This is a genomic window from Ancylobacter sp. G4_0304 (assembly GCF_047501495.1).
In the GTDB taxonomy this organism is placed as follows: Bacteria; Pseudomonadota; Alphaproteobacteria; order Rhizobiales; family Xanthobacteraceae; genus Ancylobacter.
In genome coordinates, this window is the sequence record NZ_JAZDRM010000004.1 from 1 (window position 1) to 16,850 (window position 16,850).

The 16,850-nt window shown below is 68.5% G+C and carries 15 protein-coding genes; 8 read left to right on the forward strand and 7 right to left on the reverse strand.

Annotation, left to right across the window (positions count from 1 at the left end; translation table 11 throughout):
• Positions 1–340 precede the first annotated feature (340 nt).
• Positions 341–2,836, forward strand: a complete 2,496-nt coding sequence (locus tag VRZ77_RS03300) for a carbohydrate-binding family V/XII (protein WP_414591288.1) — start codon at positions 341–343, stop codon at positions 2,834–2,836.
• A gap of 140 nt (positions 2,837–2,976) precedes the next feature.
• On the opposite strand, the gene VRZ77_RS03305 is transcribed toward VRZ77_RS03300, so the two are convergent.
• From VRZ77_RS03305 to tkt, 4 genes are all read right to left on the reverse strand, one after another.
• Positions 2,977–4,002, reverse strand: coding sequence for a class I fructose-bisphosphate aldolase (locus tag VRZ77_RS03305; RefSeq protein WP_414591289.1), 1,026 nt, complete (start codon positions 4,000–4,002; stop codon positions 2,977–2,979).
• A gap of 324 nt (positions 4,003–4,326) precedes the next feature.
• Positions 4,327–5,526 carry a phosphoglycerate kinase gene (locus VRZ77_RS03310; RefSeq protein WP_414591290.1) on the reverse strand — a complete coding sequence of 400 codons (1,200 nt, stop codon included), beginning with the start codon at positions 5,524–5,526 and terminating at the stop codon, positions 4,327–4,329.
• Positions 5,527–5,615: 89 nt separating this feature from the next.
• Positions 5,616–6,623, reverse strand: a complete 1,008-nt coding sequence (gap, locus tag VRZ77_RS03315; protein WP_414591291.1) for a type I glyceraldehyde-3-phosphate dehydrogenase — start codon at positions 6,621–6,623, stop codon at positions 5,616–5,618.
• 194 nt (positions 6,624–6,817) lie between these two features.
• Positions 6,818–8,815, reverse strand: coding sequence for a transketolase (gene tkt / locus VRZ77_RS03320; protein WP_414591292.1), 1,998 nt, complete (start codon positions 8,813–8,815; stop codon positions 6,818–6,820).
• 300 nt (positions 8,816–9,115) lie between these two features.
• Between tkt and VRZ77_RS03325 the strand changes: the two genes are divergently transcribed.
• The 6 genes from VRZ77_RS03325 to VRZ77_RS03350 all read left to right on the forward strand — a co-directional run bounded on the left by VRZ77_RS03325 (position 9,116) and on the right by VRZ77_RS03350 (position 13,503).
• Positions 9,116–9,412, forward strand: coding sequence for a DUF4164 domain-containing protein (locus tag VRZ77_RS03325; protein ID WP_414591293.1), 297 nt, complete (start codon positions 9,116–9,118; stop codon positions 9,410–9,412).
• A gap of 10 nt (positions 9,413–9,422) precedes the next feature.
• Complete coding sequence (locus VRZ77_RS03330; protein ID WP_414591294.1) at positions 9,423–9,806, forward strand: cell division protein ZapA; 384 nt, start codon at positions 9,423–9,425, stop codon at positions 9,804–9,806.
• 169 nt (positions 9,807–9,975) lie between these two features.
• A complete protein-coding gene (locus tag VRZ77_RS03335; protein ID WP_414591295.1) occupies positions 9,976–10,764 on the forward strand; it encodes an inositol monophosphatase family protein in 789 nt (262 codons plus the stop codon).
• Between the two features lie 137 nt (positions 10,765–10,901).
• A complete protein-coding gene (locus VRZ77_RS03340; RefSeq protein ID WP_414591296.1) occupies positions 10,902–11,966 on the forward strand; it encodes a flagellar motor protein MotA in 1,065 nt (354 codons plus the stop codon).
• A gap of 3 nt (positions 11,967–11,969) precedes the next feature.
• A complete protein-coding gene (locus VRZ77_RS03345) occupies positions 11,970–13,004 on the forward strand; it encodes a peptidoglycan -binding protein (protein ID WP_414591297.1) in 1,035 nt (344 codons plus the stop codon).
• A gap of 10 nt (positions 13,005–13,014) precedes the next feature.
• Positions 13,015–13,503, forward strand: a complete 489-nt coding sequence (locus VRZ77_RS03350) for a GNAT family N-acetyltransferase (protein ID WP_414591298.1) — start codon at positions 13,015–13,017, stop codon at positions 13,501–13,503.
• Positions 13,504–13,506: 3 nt separating this feature from the next.
• On the opposite strand, the gene VRZ77_RS03355 is transcribed toward VRZ77_RS03350, so the two are convergent.
• Together VRZ77_RS03355 and VRZ77_RS03360 are read right to left on the reverse strand one after the other, a co-directional pair.
• Positions 13,507–13,851, reverse strand: a complete 345-nt coding sequence (locus VRZ77_RS03355) for a hypothetical protein (RefSeq protein ID WP_414591299.1) — start codon at positions 13,849–13,851, stop codon at positions 13,507–13,509.
• Between the two features lie 57 nt (positions 13,852–13,908).
• Positions 13,909–15,714: an ABC transporter transmembrane domain-containing protein gene (locus VRZ77_RS03360; RefSeq protein WP_414591300.1), complete on the reverse strand. Its 1,806-nt coding sequence runs from the start codon at positions 15,712–15,714 to the stop codon at positions 13,909–13,911.
• Between the two features lie 109 nt (positions 15,715–15,823).
• Here VRZ77_RS03360 and rpmE point away from each other — a divergent pair, with 109 nt between their 5' ends.
• Entirely contained in the window at positions 15,824–16,048 is a 225-nt protein-coding gene (gene rpmE / locus VRZ77_RS03365) for a 50S ribosomal protein L31 (RefSeq protein ID WP_241621554.1), read from the forward strand.
• Positions 16,049–16,189: 141 nt separating this feature from the next.
• On the opposite strand, the gene VRZ77_RS03370 is transcribed toward rpmE, so the two are convergent.
• On the reverse strand, positions 16,190–16,729 hold the full coding sequence (locus VRZ77_RS03370; RefSeq protein ID WP_414591301.1) for a DUF1465 family protein: 540 nt from the start codon (positions 16,727–16,729) through the stop codon (positions 16,190–16,192).
• Positions 16,730–16,850: the final 121 nt, after the last annotated feature.

The window sequence follows — 16,850 nt, forward strand, 5'->3', positions numbered from 1 at the left end:
GGGGGGAGGGGACTGGTTTCGTGCCATCGTCGAGCCATGTCGCAGGATGGCGGCGAAAGCACGACGAAACTGGCGCCGGTCGCGGCGGCTTCGTGGCCGACCGCGACAGGCCGCAGCCGCGCCGCGCTCCTGCGCGCCGAGAGGGGCGGCCGGCCTTATGGGGGCGGCCCGCCGGGCCGGGTTCACCCCTGTCCTAGAGCATGTCACGACGTTGTTGAAGGGGCGCGCGATCATGAAGATGTCACGGCGCGCAAGCGGGGAGCCGCTTCACCGTGACAGAGGCGAATGATAGGTACATAGGTGTTAAAACGCGCCGGCGTACCGCCGGCAGGGGGAAATCATGCCCGCTCGTGTCCTGCGTGCCGCCGCGCTTCTCGCCTGTGTCTTCACCCTCGGCACTCCGTTGCTGCCGCCCAGCGTCGCGCTGGCGCAACAGCCCGCCGCCCCGGCGCCGGCCGCGGGAGCCGGTACCGCCTCCGCGCCCTATCAGGGCATGTCCGCCGGCGCGCTGGCCTGGCCGCGCAGCTTCGATGTCGGCGACCAGCTGCTTCAGGTCTATCAGCCGCTGATCGAGACCTGGAACGGCGACCAGCTTTCCGGCCGTGCCGCCATCGCCATCGGCCCGGCCAAGGGCACGCCGACCTACGGCATCGCCCATTTCACCGCGCGCGTGGCGATCGACAAGCCGGCGCGCCTCGCCCAGCTCTCCTCGATCGAGGTCACCAAGGTCGACGTGCCGACCGATCCCTCGCAGGACACCGCGCTGATGAGCGCGCTGCAGTCGCGCATTCCCCCGCAAGGCATGAGCGTGGCGCTCGACCACCTCACCACCTCCTATGCGGCGGCTAAGGAAATCACCAAGGAGATGACGCAGCCGGTGGACAACACCCCGCCGCGCATCGTGTTTGCCAGCACGCCGACCCTCCTGGTGCAGGTCGCCGGCACGCCGGTGCTGCGCCCTGTGCAGGGCGCGCAGGGCTATCAGCGCGTGATCAATACCGGCCCGCTGATCCTGGTCGACAGCACCGGGGCCTATCACCTTCAGGCCGCCGGCATCTGGTATCAGGCGCCCGCGATTGAGGGGCCGTGGACGGTGACGTCCGCCCCGTCGCCGGACCTCCAGGCCGCTGGTGGTACCGCCAATTACAACGAGCCGGCGCAGTCCATGCTGCCGGCCAATGGCCAGAAGCCGGCGCAGCCCGCCGCCGTGATGGTTGTCACCACCCCAACCGAGCTGGTGCTGACCAATGGCGCGGCGCAGATGGCGCCGGTCACCGGCACCTCTCTGCTGCGCATGAGCAACGCCAACCACGCCGTGTTCATGGACCCGAGCAACAATAATTACTACGTGCTGGTCTCGGGCCGCTGGTTCCGCTCCGCCGGGCTGAACGGCCCGTGGAGCTTCGTCGCCGGCTCCGACCTGCCGGCCGGTTTCGCAAAGATCTCCCCGACCGATCCGGCGGCGAACGCGCTGGTGGCGGTGCCAGGCACGCCGCAGGCCAAGGAAGCGGCCATCGCCGCCACCGTGCCGCAGACCGCGACCATCGCCCGCAACACCCAGCTCACCATCCAGTATGATGGCGGCACGCCGAAATTCGTGCCGATCAAGGGCACCACGCTGCTCTATGCCGAGAACACCCGCACGCCGGTGATCCAGCTCGACACCGGCCGCTACTACGCGCTGTTCCACGCCGCGTGGTTCGTTTCCACCGCGCCGACCGGCCCGTGGAATGTCGCCGATGTGGTGCCGGCGGCGATCTACACGATTCCCGTGTCCTCGCCGCTTCACTATGTGACCTATGTGCGGGTCTATGCCTCGACGCCCGACGCGGTGACGGTCGGCTACACCCCCGGCTATCTCGGCGTGGTGCTGGCGCCCGGCGGCACGGTGGTCTACGGCACCGGCTATAATTGCGTGGGCTATGTCGGCGCCACCTACTGGTATGGCTGCCCGCCGACCTATGGCTACAACGCCGCCTTCGGCTGGACCACCGGCTTCGCCTTCGGCTTCGTCGACGGCTATGACTGGGGCGTCGCCGATCCGTGGTGGGGCCCCTATTGGGGCCATGGCCCGTGGGGCGGGCCCTGGACCAACGTCAATATCAACCAGACCAACATCTATGGCGCCTGGGGCGGCGCGGCCGTGGTCAACCATGCCTATGGCTACAACCCGTGGACCGGCAATGAATGGGCCGGGCGCAACGTCGCCGGCGTGACCGGCAACGGCACCGCCTTCGCCGGGCGCGGCGGGGCGGCCTTCAACCCGTGGAGCGGGAACTACGCGGCCGGCCGCGAGGGCGCCTATGACAATCCCTATTCCGGGGCTCATGGCGAGGCGCGCGCCGGCATCGAGGGCAATGCCTATAACGGCAATTTCGCCGCCGGGCGGCAGTCCGCGGGCTACAACCCGACCACCGGCATCGGCCATGCCTCGGAGACCGGCGTGACCGACGTCGACGGCCATGTGAGCGCCGACAGCCGCGGCGTCGCCGGCAATGCGCGCACCGGCAATGCGGTGGCCTGGAACAACGGCAACATCTACACGGACCATGACGGCTCGATCCATCAATATGGCGATGACGGTGCCTGGCAGCATCAGGCGGCCAATGGCGGCTGGCAGCGCGACACCGATCAGGGCCAGATCGACCGGCTGGACAGCCAGCGCAGCTTCCAGTCGATGGGCGACCAGCGTTTCAACGACTTCGCCCGAGCCGGCGGCTATGGCGATTTCGGTGGCGGGGGCTACCGGGGCGGCTTCGGCGATGGCGGCTTCCGCGGCGGCGATTTCGGCGGCGGCGGGTTCCATGGCTTTGGCGGGGGCGGCTTCCGCCGCTGAAGGCACGGCTTTCCTTCGCTCGAACGACAAAGAATGCCCGGCCGCGCGCCGGGCATTTTCGTTTCCGATGGTCGTCTAACGAAAAACGCCGCCCGGAAGGGGCGGCGTTTCGACGAGAGAGTGGTGCAGGAGAGCCGGCCTCAGGCCGCCTTCTTGCTTTCGACCTCGGCGCTCCACTGGCCCAGCGCGGCGAGGTAGTTCATCTTGGCGCGGTGGGTGAAGGCGGCCTGGCCGGCGGCCCAGTTCTCATCCTTGCCCGACCACGCCTTCTGCGGCGCGGCCTGAAGCGCGCGGCCATAGGAGAAGGTGAGGTTCCAGGGCAGCCCGCCGATCTTGATCATGGCGTCGAGATGGGCGGTGGCGTCCTCGTCCGACTGGCCGCCGGACAGGAAGGCGATGCCGGGGACGGCGGAAGGCACGCAGTTCTTGAGCAGGCGCACCGTCTTCTCGGCGACTTCCGCGACCGATGCCTGCTTCGGGCACTTCTTGCCGGACACCACCATGTTCGGCTTCAGCACCATGCCTTCGAGGCGGATGCGGGCGTAATAGAGCTGCTGGAAGGTTTCCTTCAGAACCCATTCGGTGACGTGGTAGCAGCGGTCGATGTCGTGGTCGCCGTCCATCAGCACTTCCGGCTCGACGATCGGCACGATGTTGGCTTCCTGGCACAGCGCCGCGTAGCGGGCCAGCGCCTGGGCGTTGGCGATCAGCGAGGTGTAGCTCGGAATGCCGTTGCCGATGTCGATCACCGCCCGCCACTTCGAAAAGCGCGCGCCGAGGTCGTAATATTCCTTCAGGCGGCCACCGAGGCCGTCGAGGCCCTCGGTGATGGTCTCGCCGGGCGCACCCGGCTGCGGCTTGGCGCCGGCATCGACCTTGATGCCGGGAATCGAGCCGGCCTTCTGGATCAGTTCGACCAGCGGCGTGCCGTCCTTGGCCTTCTGGCGGATGGTCTCGTCGAACAGGATGACGCCCGAGATGTACTTGGTCATCGCCTCTTCGGAGCGAAACAGCATCTCGCGGTAATCACGGCGATTGTCGAAGGTGGATTCGACGCCGATATCGTCGAAACGCTTCTTGATCGTGCTTGAACTCTCGTCGGCGGCCAGGATGCCCTTGCCGCCGGCACACATTTTATACGCAACTTCGTCGAGACTGGCCGTCATCGTTTTCTCCCGCACGAGAAGGACGAACCCCCTCCCGCCGATAGGGCCGTGGCGGGAGGAGACCTGATGGATTTATAGCATCGGCGCCTTAAATTTCTCGACACATGACGCGTCGGTAAACCTCAGGAACCTCATTTTCCAGCCTCGCTCGAAAGGCGAAGCTGGACCTTGCGTCAACTCAACGCGTCACGTCTTGAGGCGCGATCGCGTCGCGAAGCTTGAACCTCCCGGTTCGGATGGAGCACCCGAACCGGGAGGTTCTGGATTTAGACAGCTGAAGCCATTCCTTCCCGATCAGATGGGTCCATCTGATCGGGAAAGGCGCTACCGGCGCAGTGCCTCCACCCCCGGCAGCGGCTTGCCTTCCAGCCATTCCAGGAAGGCGCCGCCAGCGGTCGAGACATAGGTGAAGTCGTCGGCGACGCCGGCATGGTTGAGCGCCGCCACCGTGTCGCCGCCCCCGGCGACCGAAAGCAGCTTGCCGGCCACCGTCAGCTCCGCCGCCGCCTTGGCGACCGCCACCGTCGCGATGTCGAAGGGCGGCAGTTCGAACGCGCCGAACGGTCCGTTCCAGACCACCGTCTTCGCGGTCTTGAGCTTGGCGATCACGTTGTCGATCGAGGCCGGGCCGGCGTCCAGCATCATCTCGTCGGCCTTGATGTCGTCCACCGAGGCGACGCGGTGGGCGGCATGGGCCTTGAACTCGGTCGCGGCCAGCGCGTCGACCGGCAGCACCACGTCGCAGCCGGCGGCCTTGGCCTTGTCGAGAATCTCCAGCGCGGTGCCGGCGAGGTCGTGTTCGCACAGCGACTTGCCGACATCTTTGCCCTGCGCGGCGAGGAAGGTGTTGGCCATGCCGCCGCCGATCACCAGCACATCGACCTTGGCGACCAGATTGCCGAGCAGGTCCAGCTTGGAGGACACCTTCGCGCCGCCGACCACGGCCATGACCGGGCGCTCGGGCTTCTCCAGCGCCTTGGCCAGCGCCTCGATCTCGACCTGCATGCAGCGCCCGGCATAGGCCGGCAGGTGATGGGCAAGGCCCTCGGTGGAGGCATGGGCGCGGTGGGCGGTGGCGAAGGCGTCGTTCACATAGAGGTCGCCGAGCGCGGCGAGCGCCTCGACGAAGGCGGGGTCGTTCTTCTCCTCGCGCGGGTCGAAGCGGGTGTTCTCCAGCAGCAGGACCTCGCCATCCTTGAGCTTCGTCACGGCGGCCTCGGCCTCGGGACCGATGGTGGCGGGGGCGAAGGCGACGGGCTTGCCGAGGCGGGAGGCGACCTCTCCGGCGATCGGCGCCAGCGAGAGCTTGGGATCGGCGCCCTTGGGGCGGCCGAAATGGGCGAGCAGGATGACCTTGCCGCCCTTGGAGGAAATCTCGGAAATGGTCGGCAGTACGGCCTGGATGCGGGTGTCGTCGGTGACGCGGCCGGCATCGACCGGCACGTTCAGATCGACGCGCACCAGCACGCGCTTGCCCGCAAATTCGGCGTCATCGAGGGTGCGGAAGGCGGAGGTCTCGCTCATGTGGGCTCTCCCCAGTATGGGCTTCGGGTTCTTTGGCTGGCTCAAACGAAACGGCCGGGCGTCTTATCGACGGCCCGGCCGGAACTCGTTCAGATCAGCTTGCCCAGTGCCACCGCGGTGTCGGACATGCGGTTGGAGAAGCCCCATTCGTTGTCGTACCAGCTCAGCACGCGCACGAAGTTGCCTTCCATCACCTTGGTCTGGTCGAGAGCGAAGGTGGAGGAGTGGGCATCGTGGTTGAAGTCGATCGAGACGTTGGGCTGGCTGGTATAGCCGAGCACGCCCTTGAGGTAGCCCTCGGCGGCGGCCTTGATCGCCTCGTTGATCTCTTCCTTGGTGGTGGTCTTCTTGGCGACGAATTTCAGGTCGACCACCGAGACGTTCGGGGTCGGCACGCGGATCGAGGAGCCGTCGAGCTTGCCGGCAAGCTCCGGCAGCACCAGGCCGACCGCCTTGGCGGCGCCGGTCGAGGTCGGGATCATCGACATCGCGGCAGCACGGGCGCGGTAGAGGTCCTTGTGCATGGTGTCCAGCGTCGGCTGGTCGCCGGTGTAGGAGTGGATCGTGGTCATGAAGCCCTTCTCGATGCCGACGGCATCGTTGAGGACCTTGGCCACCGGGGCGAGGCAGTTGGTGGTGCACGAGGCGTTGGAGATGACGAGGTGGTCCTTCGTCAGCTTGTCGTGGTTCACGCCGTAGACCACGGTGAAATCGGCGCCGTCGGCCGGGGCCGAGACGATGACGCGCTTGGCGCCAGCGGTCAGGTGCGCGCTCGCCTTGTCCTTCGAGGTGAAGATGCCGGTGCACTCAAGGGCGATGTCGACGCCGAGCGCGGTGTGCGGCAGCTCGGCCGGGTTGCGCACCGCGGTCACCTTGATCGGGCCGCGGCCGACATTGATGGTGTCGCCCTCGACCGTCACCGTGCCGGGGAACTTGCCGTGCACGCTGTCGAAGCGGAACAGATGCGCATTGGTCTCGACCGGTCCGAGATCGTTGATGGCAACGACTTCGATATCGGTACGGCCGGATTCGATGATCGCGCGCAGCACATTGCGGCCGATGCGTCCGAAACCGTTGATGGCAACCTTGAGCGTCATGCGTCTATCCCCGAGATGAAAAGTGGGTTCCTGGCCGCCGGACCTTGTACGTGCCGTTCCTTTTAATGTCCGGGCGCCTCCCAGCGCATTGGCCTCATAGCGCGGGGCGGGCGCCTATGCCAGCGTCCTTCCCCTTCGATAGGACCGATGCGCGGAGCTGTCGCACGATCCATGCACTCAATGCATAGCGCCGCTTATTTTGCGCTCTTCAGCCGGCTTTTCGCCGTGGTAGCGACCGCCTCGGCGGTGATGCCGAAATGCGCGAACACCTGCGGGGCCGGACCCGAGGCGCCGAAGCCGGTCATGCCGACGAACGCGGCGTCGGAGCCGACCACCGCGTCCCAGCCCTGACGGATCGCGGCTTCGATCGCGACCTTGACCGGGGCCTTGCCGACCACCTGCCGGCGGGTCTCTTCGGGCTGGTTCAGGAACAGCTCGAAGCAGGGCACCGAGACCACGCGGGTCGGGATGCCTTCGGCTTCCAGCAATTCGCGCGCGCTTGCCGCCAGCGAGACTTCCGAGCCCGAGGCGAACAGCGAGACCTGCGCCTCGTCGGAGGCCGGGATCAGCTCATAGGCACCGCGCGCGGTGAGGCAGCGCTCGGTGCTCTCGGTGCGCAGCAGCGGCAGGTTCTGGCGGGTCAGCGCCAGCACGCTCGGGCCGCTCTTATGCTCCAAAGCGAGCTTCCAGGCTTCCGCCGTCTCCACCGTGTCGCAGGGGCGGAACACCAGCAGGTTGGGAATGGCGCGCAGCGCGGCGATCTGCTCCACCGGCTGGTGGGTCGGGCCATCCTCGCCGACGCCGATCGAATCGTGGGTGAACACGTAGACCACGCGGGTGCCCATCAGTGCCGCGAGACGGATCGAGGGGCGGCAATAGTCGGAGAACACCAGGAAGGTGCCACCATAGGGGATGAAGCCGCCATGCAGTGCGAGGCCGTTCATCGCCGCCGCCATGCCGTGCTCGCGAATGCCCCAGTTCACATAGCGCCCGTCATAGGCGGGGGGCAGCACGTCCTTGGCGGTGGCCTTGGTCTTGGTGTTGTTGGAATGGGTGAGGTCGGCCGAGCCGCCCACCATTTCCGGCAGCGCGGCGGTCAGCGCCTCCAGCACGATTTCCGAGGACTTGCGGGTGGCGACCGCGCCGCCATCCGCGCGGGCCTTGGCGATGACGCCGGCGATCGTCTCGGCGAACTTCGACGGCAGGTCGCCGCGCTGGCGCCGGTCGAACTCGCAGCGCCGGTCCATGTCGGCGTCCTTGAAGCGCTGCAGCCAGCTCTTGTGGGCCTGGCGCGAGCGCAGCCCGGCGAGGCGCCACGCGTCGAGCGCGTCGGTCGGCACGGTGAACGGCTCGGCCTCCCAGCCCAGAGCGGCGCGGGTGGCGGCGATTTCGGCGGCGCCCAGCGGCGCGCCGTGCACGCCATTGGTGCCGCCCTTGTTAGGAGCGCCGAAGCCGATGGTGGTGCGACAGGCGATCAGCGAGGGCTTGTCGGTGGTCTTGGCGTGCTCGATGGCGGCGAAGATGGCGTCGGGGTCGTGGCCGTCGATGCGGGTGGCGTCCCAGCCCGAGGCTTCGAAGCGCGCGAGCTGGTCGGTGGAGACCGAGAGCGAGGTCGGCCCGTCAATGGTGATGTGGTTGTCGTCCCACAGCACGATCAGCTTGCCGAGCTTCTGGTGGCCGGCGATCTCGATCGCCTCCTCCGAGAGGCCTTCCATCAGGCAGCCGTCGCCCGCGATCACATAGGTGTGGTGATCCACGAGGTCAGGGCCGAACTGCGCGGCGGCCATGCGCTCGGCCAGCGCGAAGCCGACCGCGGTGGCGATACCCTGCCCGAGGGGGCCGGTGGTGGTCTCGACGCCGACGGTGTGGCCGAATTCCGGATGGCCGGGGGTCTTCGAGCCGAGCTGGCGGAAATGACGGATGTCGTCCATCGACACGCCTTCATAGCCCACCAGATGCAGCACCGAGTACAGCAGCATCGAACCGTGGCCGGCGGAGAGGATGAAGCGGTCGCGGTCCGGCCAATGCGGATCGGTGGGATCGAACTTCAGCACCTTGCCGAACAGGACGGTGGCGACATCGGCCATGCCCATGGGCATGCCGGGATGGCCGGACTTGGCGGCCTCGACGGCATCCATGGACAGCGCCCGGATGGCGTTGGCCATGCGATCGTGCTTTTCGCGGTTCGACATGAGGGCGACGTCTCCCGATGGGGGTTGTCTCGCCGCGCAGCGGGGATGGGGATTAAGCTGATCCGCTTCGCTGCGCGGTCCTGTGGCCACGGTGTTGCCGCATTGCAGCAGCGCGGGGAGTGATAGCACCACGCCGCGTCCTGTCAAACGCAGCGCCGGCGGGGAAGGTTGCGCGGCGCGTCGACCCGGGTCCGATCCTTGCGGCCGCGGTTGACGCTGCGGGCCGGCGCAGGCTCAATGTCGCCGGAATCGCGCGATATCGCGAATCTCCCTGCACCTTGCGACGGAACCCGCGCGTTCATGAATCATCCGGCATCCGGCGACGCCAATCCGCTCGAAGCCGCGCTCCGGCGCTTCAATGCCGCCGTCGAGGCGCTGGAAGCCGCCGTGGAGCGCCGGCTGGAGGTCGAGCGGCAGGAGGCGGCGCTGGCCGCCCAGCTCCATGTACTCGGCGCCGACCGGGCGCGCCTTGCCGATGCGCTGGATGGCGCGCAGGCCAAGGCCGAGCGGCTGGAAGGCGCCAATGACGAGGTGGCGCGCCGGCTCGGCAGCGCCATGGAAACCATCCGCGCGGTGCTCGCCGCGCATGAGCGCTGAGGCGTCGCCCATGGCCCATGTCTCCGTCACCATTGCCGGACGCGCCTATCGCATGGCCTGCGACGACGGCCAGGAAGACCACCTGACCCGGCTCGGCCAGGAGGTCGACGCCAAGATCGACCAGCTGCGTGCCGCCTTCGGCGAGATCGGCGACCAGCGGCTCAGCGTGATGGCGGCGATCACCATCGCCGACGAGCTCAGCGAGACGCGCCGGCATGTGCGCGCGCTGGAGCAGGAACTCCAGGCCGAGCGCGCCGCCCGCACTGGCGCGCAGCAGCGGCTCGGCGACAACCAGAAGGCGCTGGCCGGCACGGTGCTGGACGCCGCCGACCGGCTGGAGCGCCTCGCCCGCGAGCTCGGCCCCAGCCCCTCCGGCGGCGTCGGGATGGGCTGAGCGGGGCTCGTCCCCACGGCATGCGACCTGCGCCCGCTCGACGCGCCGGGCAGGGTTGCCTTGACGAAGCGCCCCGCGCCGGGCACACGAATTCCCTTAAATCTCGCAATCGATGTCCCGTCATCGTGGCCCCACGATCGCGGGGCCCTCGTCTCTTCGGAAAGTTCCCATGATCCGCTCCCCACTCATGACCGTGATGGTCCAGGCCGTCCGCAAGGCCGGCCGCTCCCTCGTCCGCGATTTCGGCGAGGTCGAGAACCTTCAGGTCTCGCTCAAGGGGCCGGCGGATTTCGTCTCCAACGCCGACCGCAAGGCCGAGCGCATCCTTCAGGAGGAGCTTTCCCGCGCCCGGCCGAATTTCGGTTTCCTCATGGAGGAGAGCGGCGAGGTCGACGGCGCCGACGAGAGCCATCGCTGGATCATCGACCCGCTCGACGGCACCACCAATTTCCTGCACGGCATCCCGATGTTCTGCATCTCGGTCGGGCTGGTGCGCGACGGCGTGCCGGTGGCGGGCGTGATCTTCAATCCCGTCATGGATGAGCTCTACATCGCCGAGAAGGGCGCCGGCGCCTTCCTGAACGACCGCCGCATCCGCGTCGCCGCCCGCCGCGCGCTGTCCGAGAGCGTGATCACCTGCGGCGTGCCGCATATGGGCCGCGGCGATCTCGCCGGCTTCGGCCGCGAATATGCCGCGCTGGGGCCGAAGGTCTCCGGCCTGCGCCGCACCGGCGCCGCGGCGCTCGACCTCGCCTGGGTCGCGGCCGGCCGTTTCGACGGTTTCTGGGAGCGCAATCTCAAGGCCTGGGACATGGCGGCCGGCATCGTGCTGGTGCGCGAGGCGGGCGGCTATGTCAGTGATCTCGACGACGGCGACAAGATGCTGGCCAAGGGTGACATCGTCGCCGGCAACGAGCAGATCCGTCGCGACCTGCTGGCGGTGATCCGCAAGGCCTGAGCGGGCCGGGATTTTCGGTCGTCGATGTCGCGCGAAGAAAGCAGTACCGCCGCGTTCCATTTCGCGCGCTCTGTGGCATAGTCGCCCCGTCGACGAGGGTGCTGGCGGGCGCCCCGCGCGAGGAGGCTGCCACCGGCATGAGCGACCACGATCCCTATCTGAAAATTTCGTCGCCCCGGATCTTCCTGGTGCGGATGTTCGTGTTCCTGCTGCTCTGCGTGTCGCTCGCCGCGGTGCTGCATCGCCAGATCTGGACCGCCTTCCTCAATAATCCCGGCCTGAACGGCGTGATCTTCGGCGTGCTGTTCATCGGCGTCGTCTTCGCCTTCCGCCAGGTGGTGCGCCTGCTGCCCGAGGTCGACTGGGTGAACGGCTTCCGCATCGTGGAGCCGGGCATCGAGGTGCGCCGCGCCCCCAAGCTGCTGGCGCCGATGGCCGCGCTGCTCGGCGACCGCGTGGGGCGGATGTCGATCTCGCAGACCACGATGCGCAACATCCTGGAGTCGATCGGCACGCGGCTCGACGAAGCGCGCGACCTGCTGCGCTATCTCACCGGGCTGCTGGTGTTCCTCGGCCTGCTCGGCACCTTCTGGGGTCTTCTTGAGACCATCGGCTCGATCAGCCGCGTCATCGGCTCGCTGGAAGTCGGACCTGACGGCGCCTCGGCGCTGGAGACCATGAAGACCGGCCTCGCCGCGCCGCTCGGCGGCATGGGCATCGCGTTCTCGTCCTCGCTGTTCGGCCTCGCCGGGTCGCTGCTGCTCGGCTTCCTCGACCTTCAGGCCGGGCAGGCGCAGAACCGCTTCTACACCGATCTTGAAGACTGGCTGTCCACCACGGTGGAGGACCTCGGCATGGAGGAGCGCAAGCCCGTCCCGGTGCCGGCGCCCAAGCCCGTGCCCGCCGCGGCCGCCCCGGTCGGCAGCCTGCCGCCGCCGTCCGCCTTCCTGCCGCCCGCCGACCTCGCCCAGCTCACCGAGGCGGTCGCCAAGCTCGACCGCACTATGACGGAGGCCGGCTCGCAGCGCGTGACCACCGCCATGGCGCATCTGGCCGAGAGCCTTCAGGGTCTCGTCCAGCACATGCGCGGCGAACAGCAGATGGTGCGCGACTGGGTGGAGGCGCAGGCCGAGCAGCAGAAGGACATCAAGAAGCTGCTGGAGCGGATCGCGCGCAACGACAGCGACCGCGAGCGGGCCTGACCCATGGCATTGGGACGCTCCCGGGGCCGCGAGCGCGGCATCGACTACTGGCCCGGCTTCGTCGACGCGCTGTCGACGCTGCTGCTGGTCTTCGTGTTCCTGCTCTCGGTGTTCGTCATCGCCCAGTTCTTCCTCTCGCAGGAGATCACCGGCAAGGACAACGCCATGGCGCGGCTGCAGGCGCAGATCCGCGAGCTGACCGAGCTTTTGGCGTTGGAGCGCGCCAATGACGCGGAGTCGGAAAGCCAGATCGGCGCGCTGCGCGCGAGCCTGTTGCGGCTCGAACAGGAGCGCGACGCGGCCTTGGGCGAGGCCGCCGCCGCTTCCGCGCCCGAGGACCTCGCCGCCGCGCAGAACCGCTCGGCCGATCTCGGCCGCCAGCTCGCGCAGGAGCAGGACGCCAGCGCGCAGGCCGCCGCGCAGATCGCCATCCTCAACCAGCAGATCGCCGCGCTCCGCCGGCAGATCGCGGCGCTGGAAGAGGCGCTGAACATCGCCGAGACCAAGGACAAGGAGAGCCAGTCGCGGCTCTCCGAGCTCGGCCGCCGGCTCAACGTGGCGCTGGCGCAGCGCGTGCAGGAACTGACCCGTTACCGTTCGGAATTCTTCGGCCGGCTGCGCGCCATTCTCGGCGACCGCCCCGGCGTGCGCATCGTCGGCGACCGTTTCGTGTTCCAGTCGGAAATCCTGTTCGACCTCGGCCTCGCCAGCCTGCGCCCCGAGGCGGTTCCGGCCCTGGACCAGATGGCGACCGCGCTCAAGGAGCTGGAGCAGCAGATTCCGCCGGACATCGCCTGGGTGCTGCGCGTCGACGGGCACACCGACAACCGGCCGATCCAGACCCCGCAATACCCGTCCAACTGGGAATTGTCGGCGGCGCGCTCGATCGCCGTGGTGCAGTATCTGGCGTCCAGGGGCGTCTCCCCGACCCATCTGGTCGCTGCCGGCTTCGGCGAGTACCAGCCGCTCGACACCGCCGATACCGACGAAGCCCGCGCCCGCAACCGCCGCATCGAGCTCAAGCTCACTGAAAGATAGCCGGGTCGAAATGACCGAACCCCGCCACGTCGCCTTGCAGGGCTTCTCCTGGGACCACATGCCGGTGCTTTCCGCGCTCTGGGTGGAGAGCTGGCAGGAGGCGATGCCGGAGATCGATTTCGAGGCGCGGCGCGGCTGGATCTGCCATCGCATCGGCACGCTGATCGACGAGGGTGCGGTCATCGAGATCGCGACCGCGATGCCGGAGGGTGCTACGGCGGGGGCCGGCGCGCAGATGCTCGGCTTCGTCACGATCCATCCCCGAACGGGCTATGTCGACCAGCTCGTGGTGCATCCCGACCATTGGGGCGAGGGCATCGCGCTCGCGCTGATCGCCGCCGCGCGCCGGCACTCCCCGCGCCGTCTCACGCTGGACGTGAACGAGGAGAACACCCGCGCGGTGCGCTTTTACGAGAAGTCCGGCTTCACTGTGGTCAGCCGCGGCGCCAACCCGCTCTCCGGCCGCCCGACGCTGCGCATGGAGTGGCAGGGCGTGTGACGTTCAGCGAAGGCCAAGCAGCTCAAAAGCTTGGATTGCCGCCGGCTTGGGAGACCACGTTCGATCAGAAGTATTGAAACTGGCTATCGACCTTATTGGCTTGTCGGTGCCGTCCAGGGCTGCGGAATCCAGAGTGGCCGTATTCAACCCTCTCCTGTTGCAGATTTTACCGATCTGCATGTCCCACGCCCTTGGCTTCCAGCCGACCAAAGCGCCGAGTTGTGCGCACGTGCTTCCGGGATGCCTGAGAAGCACGAGGATGGCGCTGGCCTCCCAATCCCGGAGAAGCTCCTTGGAGAACGCGGCGACAATGAGTGCTGTGATGTCGGCTTCGGTCTTTGGGGGCACGCTCGACCTCCAGCGCTACGAAAACACCGCTCAGGCTTCGGTCACGATCGGACCTTGTCAATAGCTATCCTTCCCCTCGCCGAACTGCAGCGCGGCGAGCCGGGCGTAGAGGCCGCCCTGGGCGATGAGGCTGGCATGGGTGCCTTCCTCGACGATGCGGCCCTGCTCCATCACCAGAATGCGGTCCGCCGACAGCACGGTCGACAGGCGATGGGCGATGACCAGCGTGGTGCGCCCCTCCATGGAGCGGTCGAGCGCCTGCTGCACCAGCGTCTCGCTTTCCGCGTCGAGTGCCGAGGTGGCTTCGTCCAGCAGCAGGATCGGGGCGCGGCGCAGGATGGCGCGGGCGATGGCGATGCGCTGGCGCTGGCCGCCGGAGAGCGTGACGCCGCGCTCGCCCACCGGGGTCTCCCAGCCTTCGGGCAGCCGGGCGACGAACTCGTCGGCGCGGGCGAGCCGGCCGGCCTCCTCGATCTCGGCATCGCTCGCCTCGGGGCGGCCGAGGCGGATGTTCTCGCGGATGCTGGCGGCGAAGATCGCCACGTCCTGCGGCACCAGCGCGATGCGCGCGCGCACCTCATGCGGGTCGGCGTGCGCGATGTCGACGCCATCGACCGCGATGCTGCCTGACGCCGGGTCGTAGAAGCGCAGCAGAAGCTGGAACAGGGTCGACTTGCCGCCGCCCGAGGGCCCGACGATGGCGACCCGCTCGCCGGGCGCGATCTGGAAGCTGACGCCGGCCAGTGCCACCACGTCGGGGCGGGTGGGATAGGAAAAGCGCACATCGGTGAAGGCGATCGCGCCCCGCGCCGGCTGCGGCAAGGCGAGCGGGCGGGCCGGCGGGCGCACATGGGGGCGCTCGTCCAGCAGTTCGGCGATGCGCTCGGTGGCACCGGCCGCCTGCGAGATTTCGCCCCACACCTCGCCGAGCTGGCCAAGCCCGCTCGCCGCGAGCACGGCGTAGAGCACGAACTGGCCGAGCGTGCCCGCGCTCATGGTGCCGGCCAGCACGGCATTGGCGCCGGCCCACAGGATGCCGACCACGCTGGCGAAGACGAGAAAGATGCCGACCCCGGTGAGCAGCGCGCGCGCCCGCACCGCCTGCCGGGCCGCCTCGAAGGAATGTTCGACATCGGTGGAGAACCGGCTATCCGCCGCGCGCTCGGCGGTGTTGGCTTGAAGGCTGCGCACCGAGCCGATGGCTTCCGCCGCATAGGCGGAGGCGTTGGCGAGCGTGTCCTGCGCCCCGCGCGAGCGCCGGCGCACCCCGCGCCCGGAGCCGATCAGCGCCGCGACGATGACCGGGATCGCGATCAGCAGGATCGCCGACAGCCACGGGCTGGTGACCACCATCATGATGGCCGCGCCGATGAACAGCACGATGTTGCGCAGCGCGATCGAGGCCGAGGCGCCCACCGCCGACTTGATCTGGGTGGTGTCGGCCGTGAGCCGCGAGATCAGCTCGCCGGACTTCGCCTGATCGTAGAACGCGCCGTCCAGCGTCAGCAGATGGGCGAACACGCCGGCGCGCAGATCCGCCACGATGCGCTCGCCCAGCGTCATCACGAGGTAGTAGCGCATGGCCGAGGCGGCCGCGAGCACCGCCACCACGCCGATCATCACCGCGAAATAGCGGTCGATGAAGCCGGCATGGCCGGCATCGAAGCCGAAATCGATCATGCGCCGCACCGCGATCGGCACCACCAGCGTCGCCAGCGCGGCGGCGAGCAGTGCGGCCAGCGCCGCGAGCGCGCGGCCCTTGTAGCGCCGGATATGCGGCCACAGCGCGAGCAGGGGGGTGAGCCGCGGGCGGGCGGACTTTTCCGGGGCGGAGTTTTCGATAGTTGGTGCGACTTGTGTCACGCTCAGGTCTCGGTTATAGAGCCGCTCGGATTTCCGGCAGGATCGATTTTGAAGATCGCCGCGCGGTTCCCGTAAGGGTTCCGGCCCAGCGGCGGCGAGGATGCAACCCATGAAGAGCGACATCCATCCCGACTACCACTTCGTCAAGGTGGTGATGACGGACGGCACCGAGTACACGACGCGGACGACCTGGGGCAAGGAGGGTGACACCCTTCAGCTCGATATCGACGCGACCTCCCACCCGGCCTGGACCGGCGGCTCGCAGCAGCTGCTCGACCGCGCCGGCCGCGTGTCGAAGTTCCAGAAGAAGTTCGCGGGCTTCCTCAAGGCCTGATCGGCCTTCGAGGCAGCACGGCCGCTCGCGGCCGTCGCGTGACGCTTTGCAAACCCCGCCGAGGCCGCTGGCTTCCGGCGGGGTTTTGCGTGCTGGGCCGGGACAATCGCGGTGGATTACCGGCGGCATTCCCGCGCCCGCTCAGCGCTCGAAGGCGGTGCGCAGGCGGCCGATCTGGCTCGCCACCGAATGGCCGGCGCGTTCCTGGCCGGCGCGTTCGGGCACGGCATGAAGGTTCGCGCCGCGCGCCAGTCCGGCGTCGATGCGCTGGATCTGGCGCTGCAGCTCATAGCCGCGGCGCACCAGGTCGCGCAGCGTGGTCGGCAGAAGCTCTTCCTGCTCCTCGTCGGGAGCGGGGCCTTCCAGGTCGATCTTCGCGCTCTCGCGCCGCGCGTCCTGCGGGCGCATGTCGCCCTCGGCCACCGCGCGCTGGAGCAGCAGCCAGGCGGCGAGCTGCATCAGCCGCGTGGAAAGCCGCATGCTCTGCTGGGCATAGGCGGTGAGGGCGGTCCGGGACAGGTCGCGGCTCTCGACGCGGCCGGTGCCGTCGAGATAGGCGGCGGCTTCCTCGACCAGCGCCATGCCCTCCGCGAACAGCTCGGCGAAAGCGCGCGAGGCCAGCCGGCGCTCGGCGATGTTCACCGCCCCGCCGCCCGGGTCTGTGTTCCGGTCTGCTGCCATTCTTGTCACCGTCCGCGCGATTCGCGCCTGCGCTCCCCAGCGTGCCTAAGCGTGTCGCGCAGAGTGGCCGGGCTGTCCAGCCCGCCGGTCCGTGGATTGCGGGGAGGCGAAAAAGAAAGCC

Excerpts from the sequence above, each read along its gene's own strand:
- VRZ77_RS03300 (WP_414591288.1), top strand. The coding sequence starts at position 341 with ATGCCCGCTCGTGTCCTGCGTGCCGCCGCGCTTCTCGCCTGTGTCTTC.
- VRZ77_RS03305 (WP_414591289.1), bottom strand. The coding sequence starts at position 4,002 with ATGACGGCCAGTCTCGACGAAGTTGCGTATAAAATGTGTGCCGGCGGC.
- VRZ77_RS03310 (WP_414591290.1), bottom strand. The coding sequence starts at position 5,526 with ATGAGCGAGACCTCCGCCTTCCGCACCCTCGATGACGCCGAATTTGCG.
- gap (WP_414591291.1), bottom strand. The coding sequence starts at position 6,623 with ATGACGCTCAAGGTTGCCATCAACGGTTTCGGACGCATCGGCCGCAAT.
- tkt (WP_414591292.1), bottom strand. The coding sequence starts at position 8,815 with ATGTCGAACCGCGAAAAGCACGATCGCATGGCCAACGCCATCCGGGCG.
- VRZ77_RS03325 (WP_414591293.1), top strand. The coding sequence starts at position 9,116 with ATGAATCATCCGGCATCCGGCGACGCCAATCCGCTCGAAGCCGCGCTC.
- VRZ77_RS03330 (WP_414591294.1), top strand. The coding sequence starts at position 9,423 with ATGGCCCATGTCTCCGTCACCATTGCCGGACGCGCCTATCGCATGGCC.
- VRZ77_RS03335 (WP_414591295.1), top strand. The coding sequence starts at position 9,976 with ATGATCCGCTCCCCACTCATGACCGTGATGGTCCAGGCCGTCCGCAAG.
- VRZ77_RS03340 (WP_414591296.1), top strand. The coding sequence starts at position 10,902 with ATGAGCGACCACGATCCCTATCTGAAAATTTCGTCGCCCCGGATCTTC.
- VRZ77_RS03345 (WP_414591297.1), top strand. The coding sequence starts at position 11,970 with ATGGCATTGGGACGCTCCCGGGGCCGCGAGCGCGGCATCGACTACTGG.
- VRZ77_RS03350 (WP_414591298.1), top strand. The coding sequence starts at position 13,015 with ATGACCGAACCCCGCCACGTCGCCTTGCAGGGCTTCTCCTGGGACCAC.
- rpmE (WP_241621554.1), top strand. The coding sequence starts at position 15,824 with ATGAAGAGCGACATCCATCCCGACTACCACTTCGTCAAGGTGGTGATG.
- VRZ77_RS03370 (WP_414591301.1), bottom strand. The coding sequence starts at position 16,729 with ATGGCAGCAGACCGGAACACAGACCCGGGCGGCGGGGCGGTGAACATC.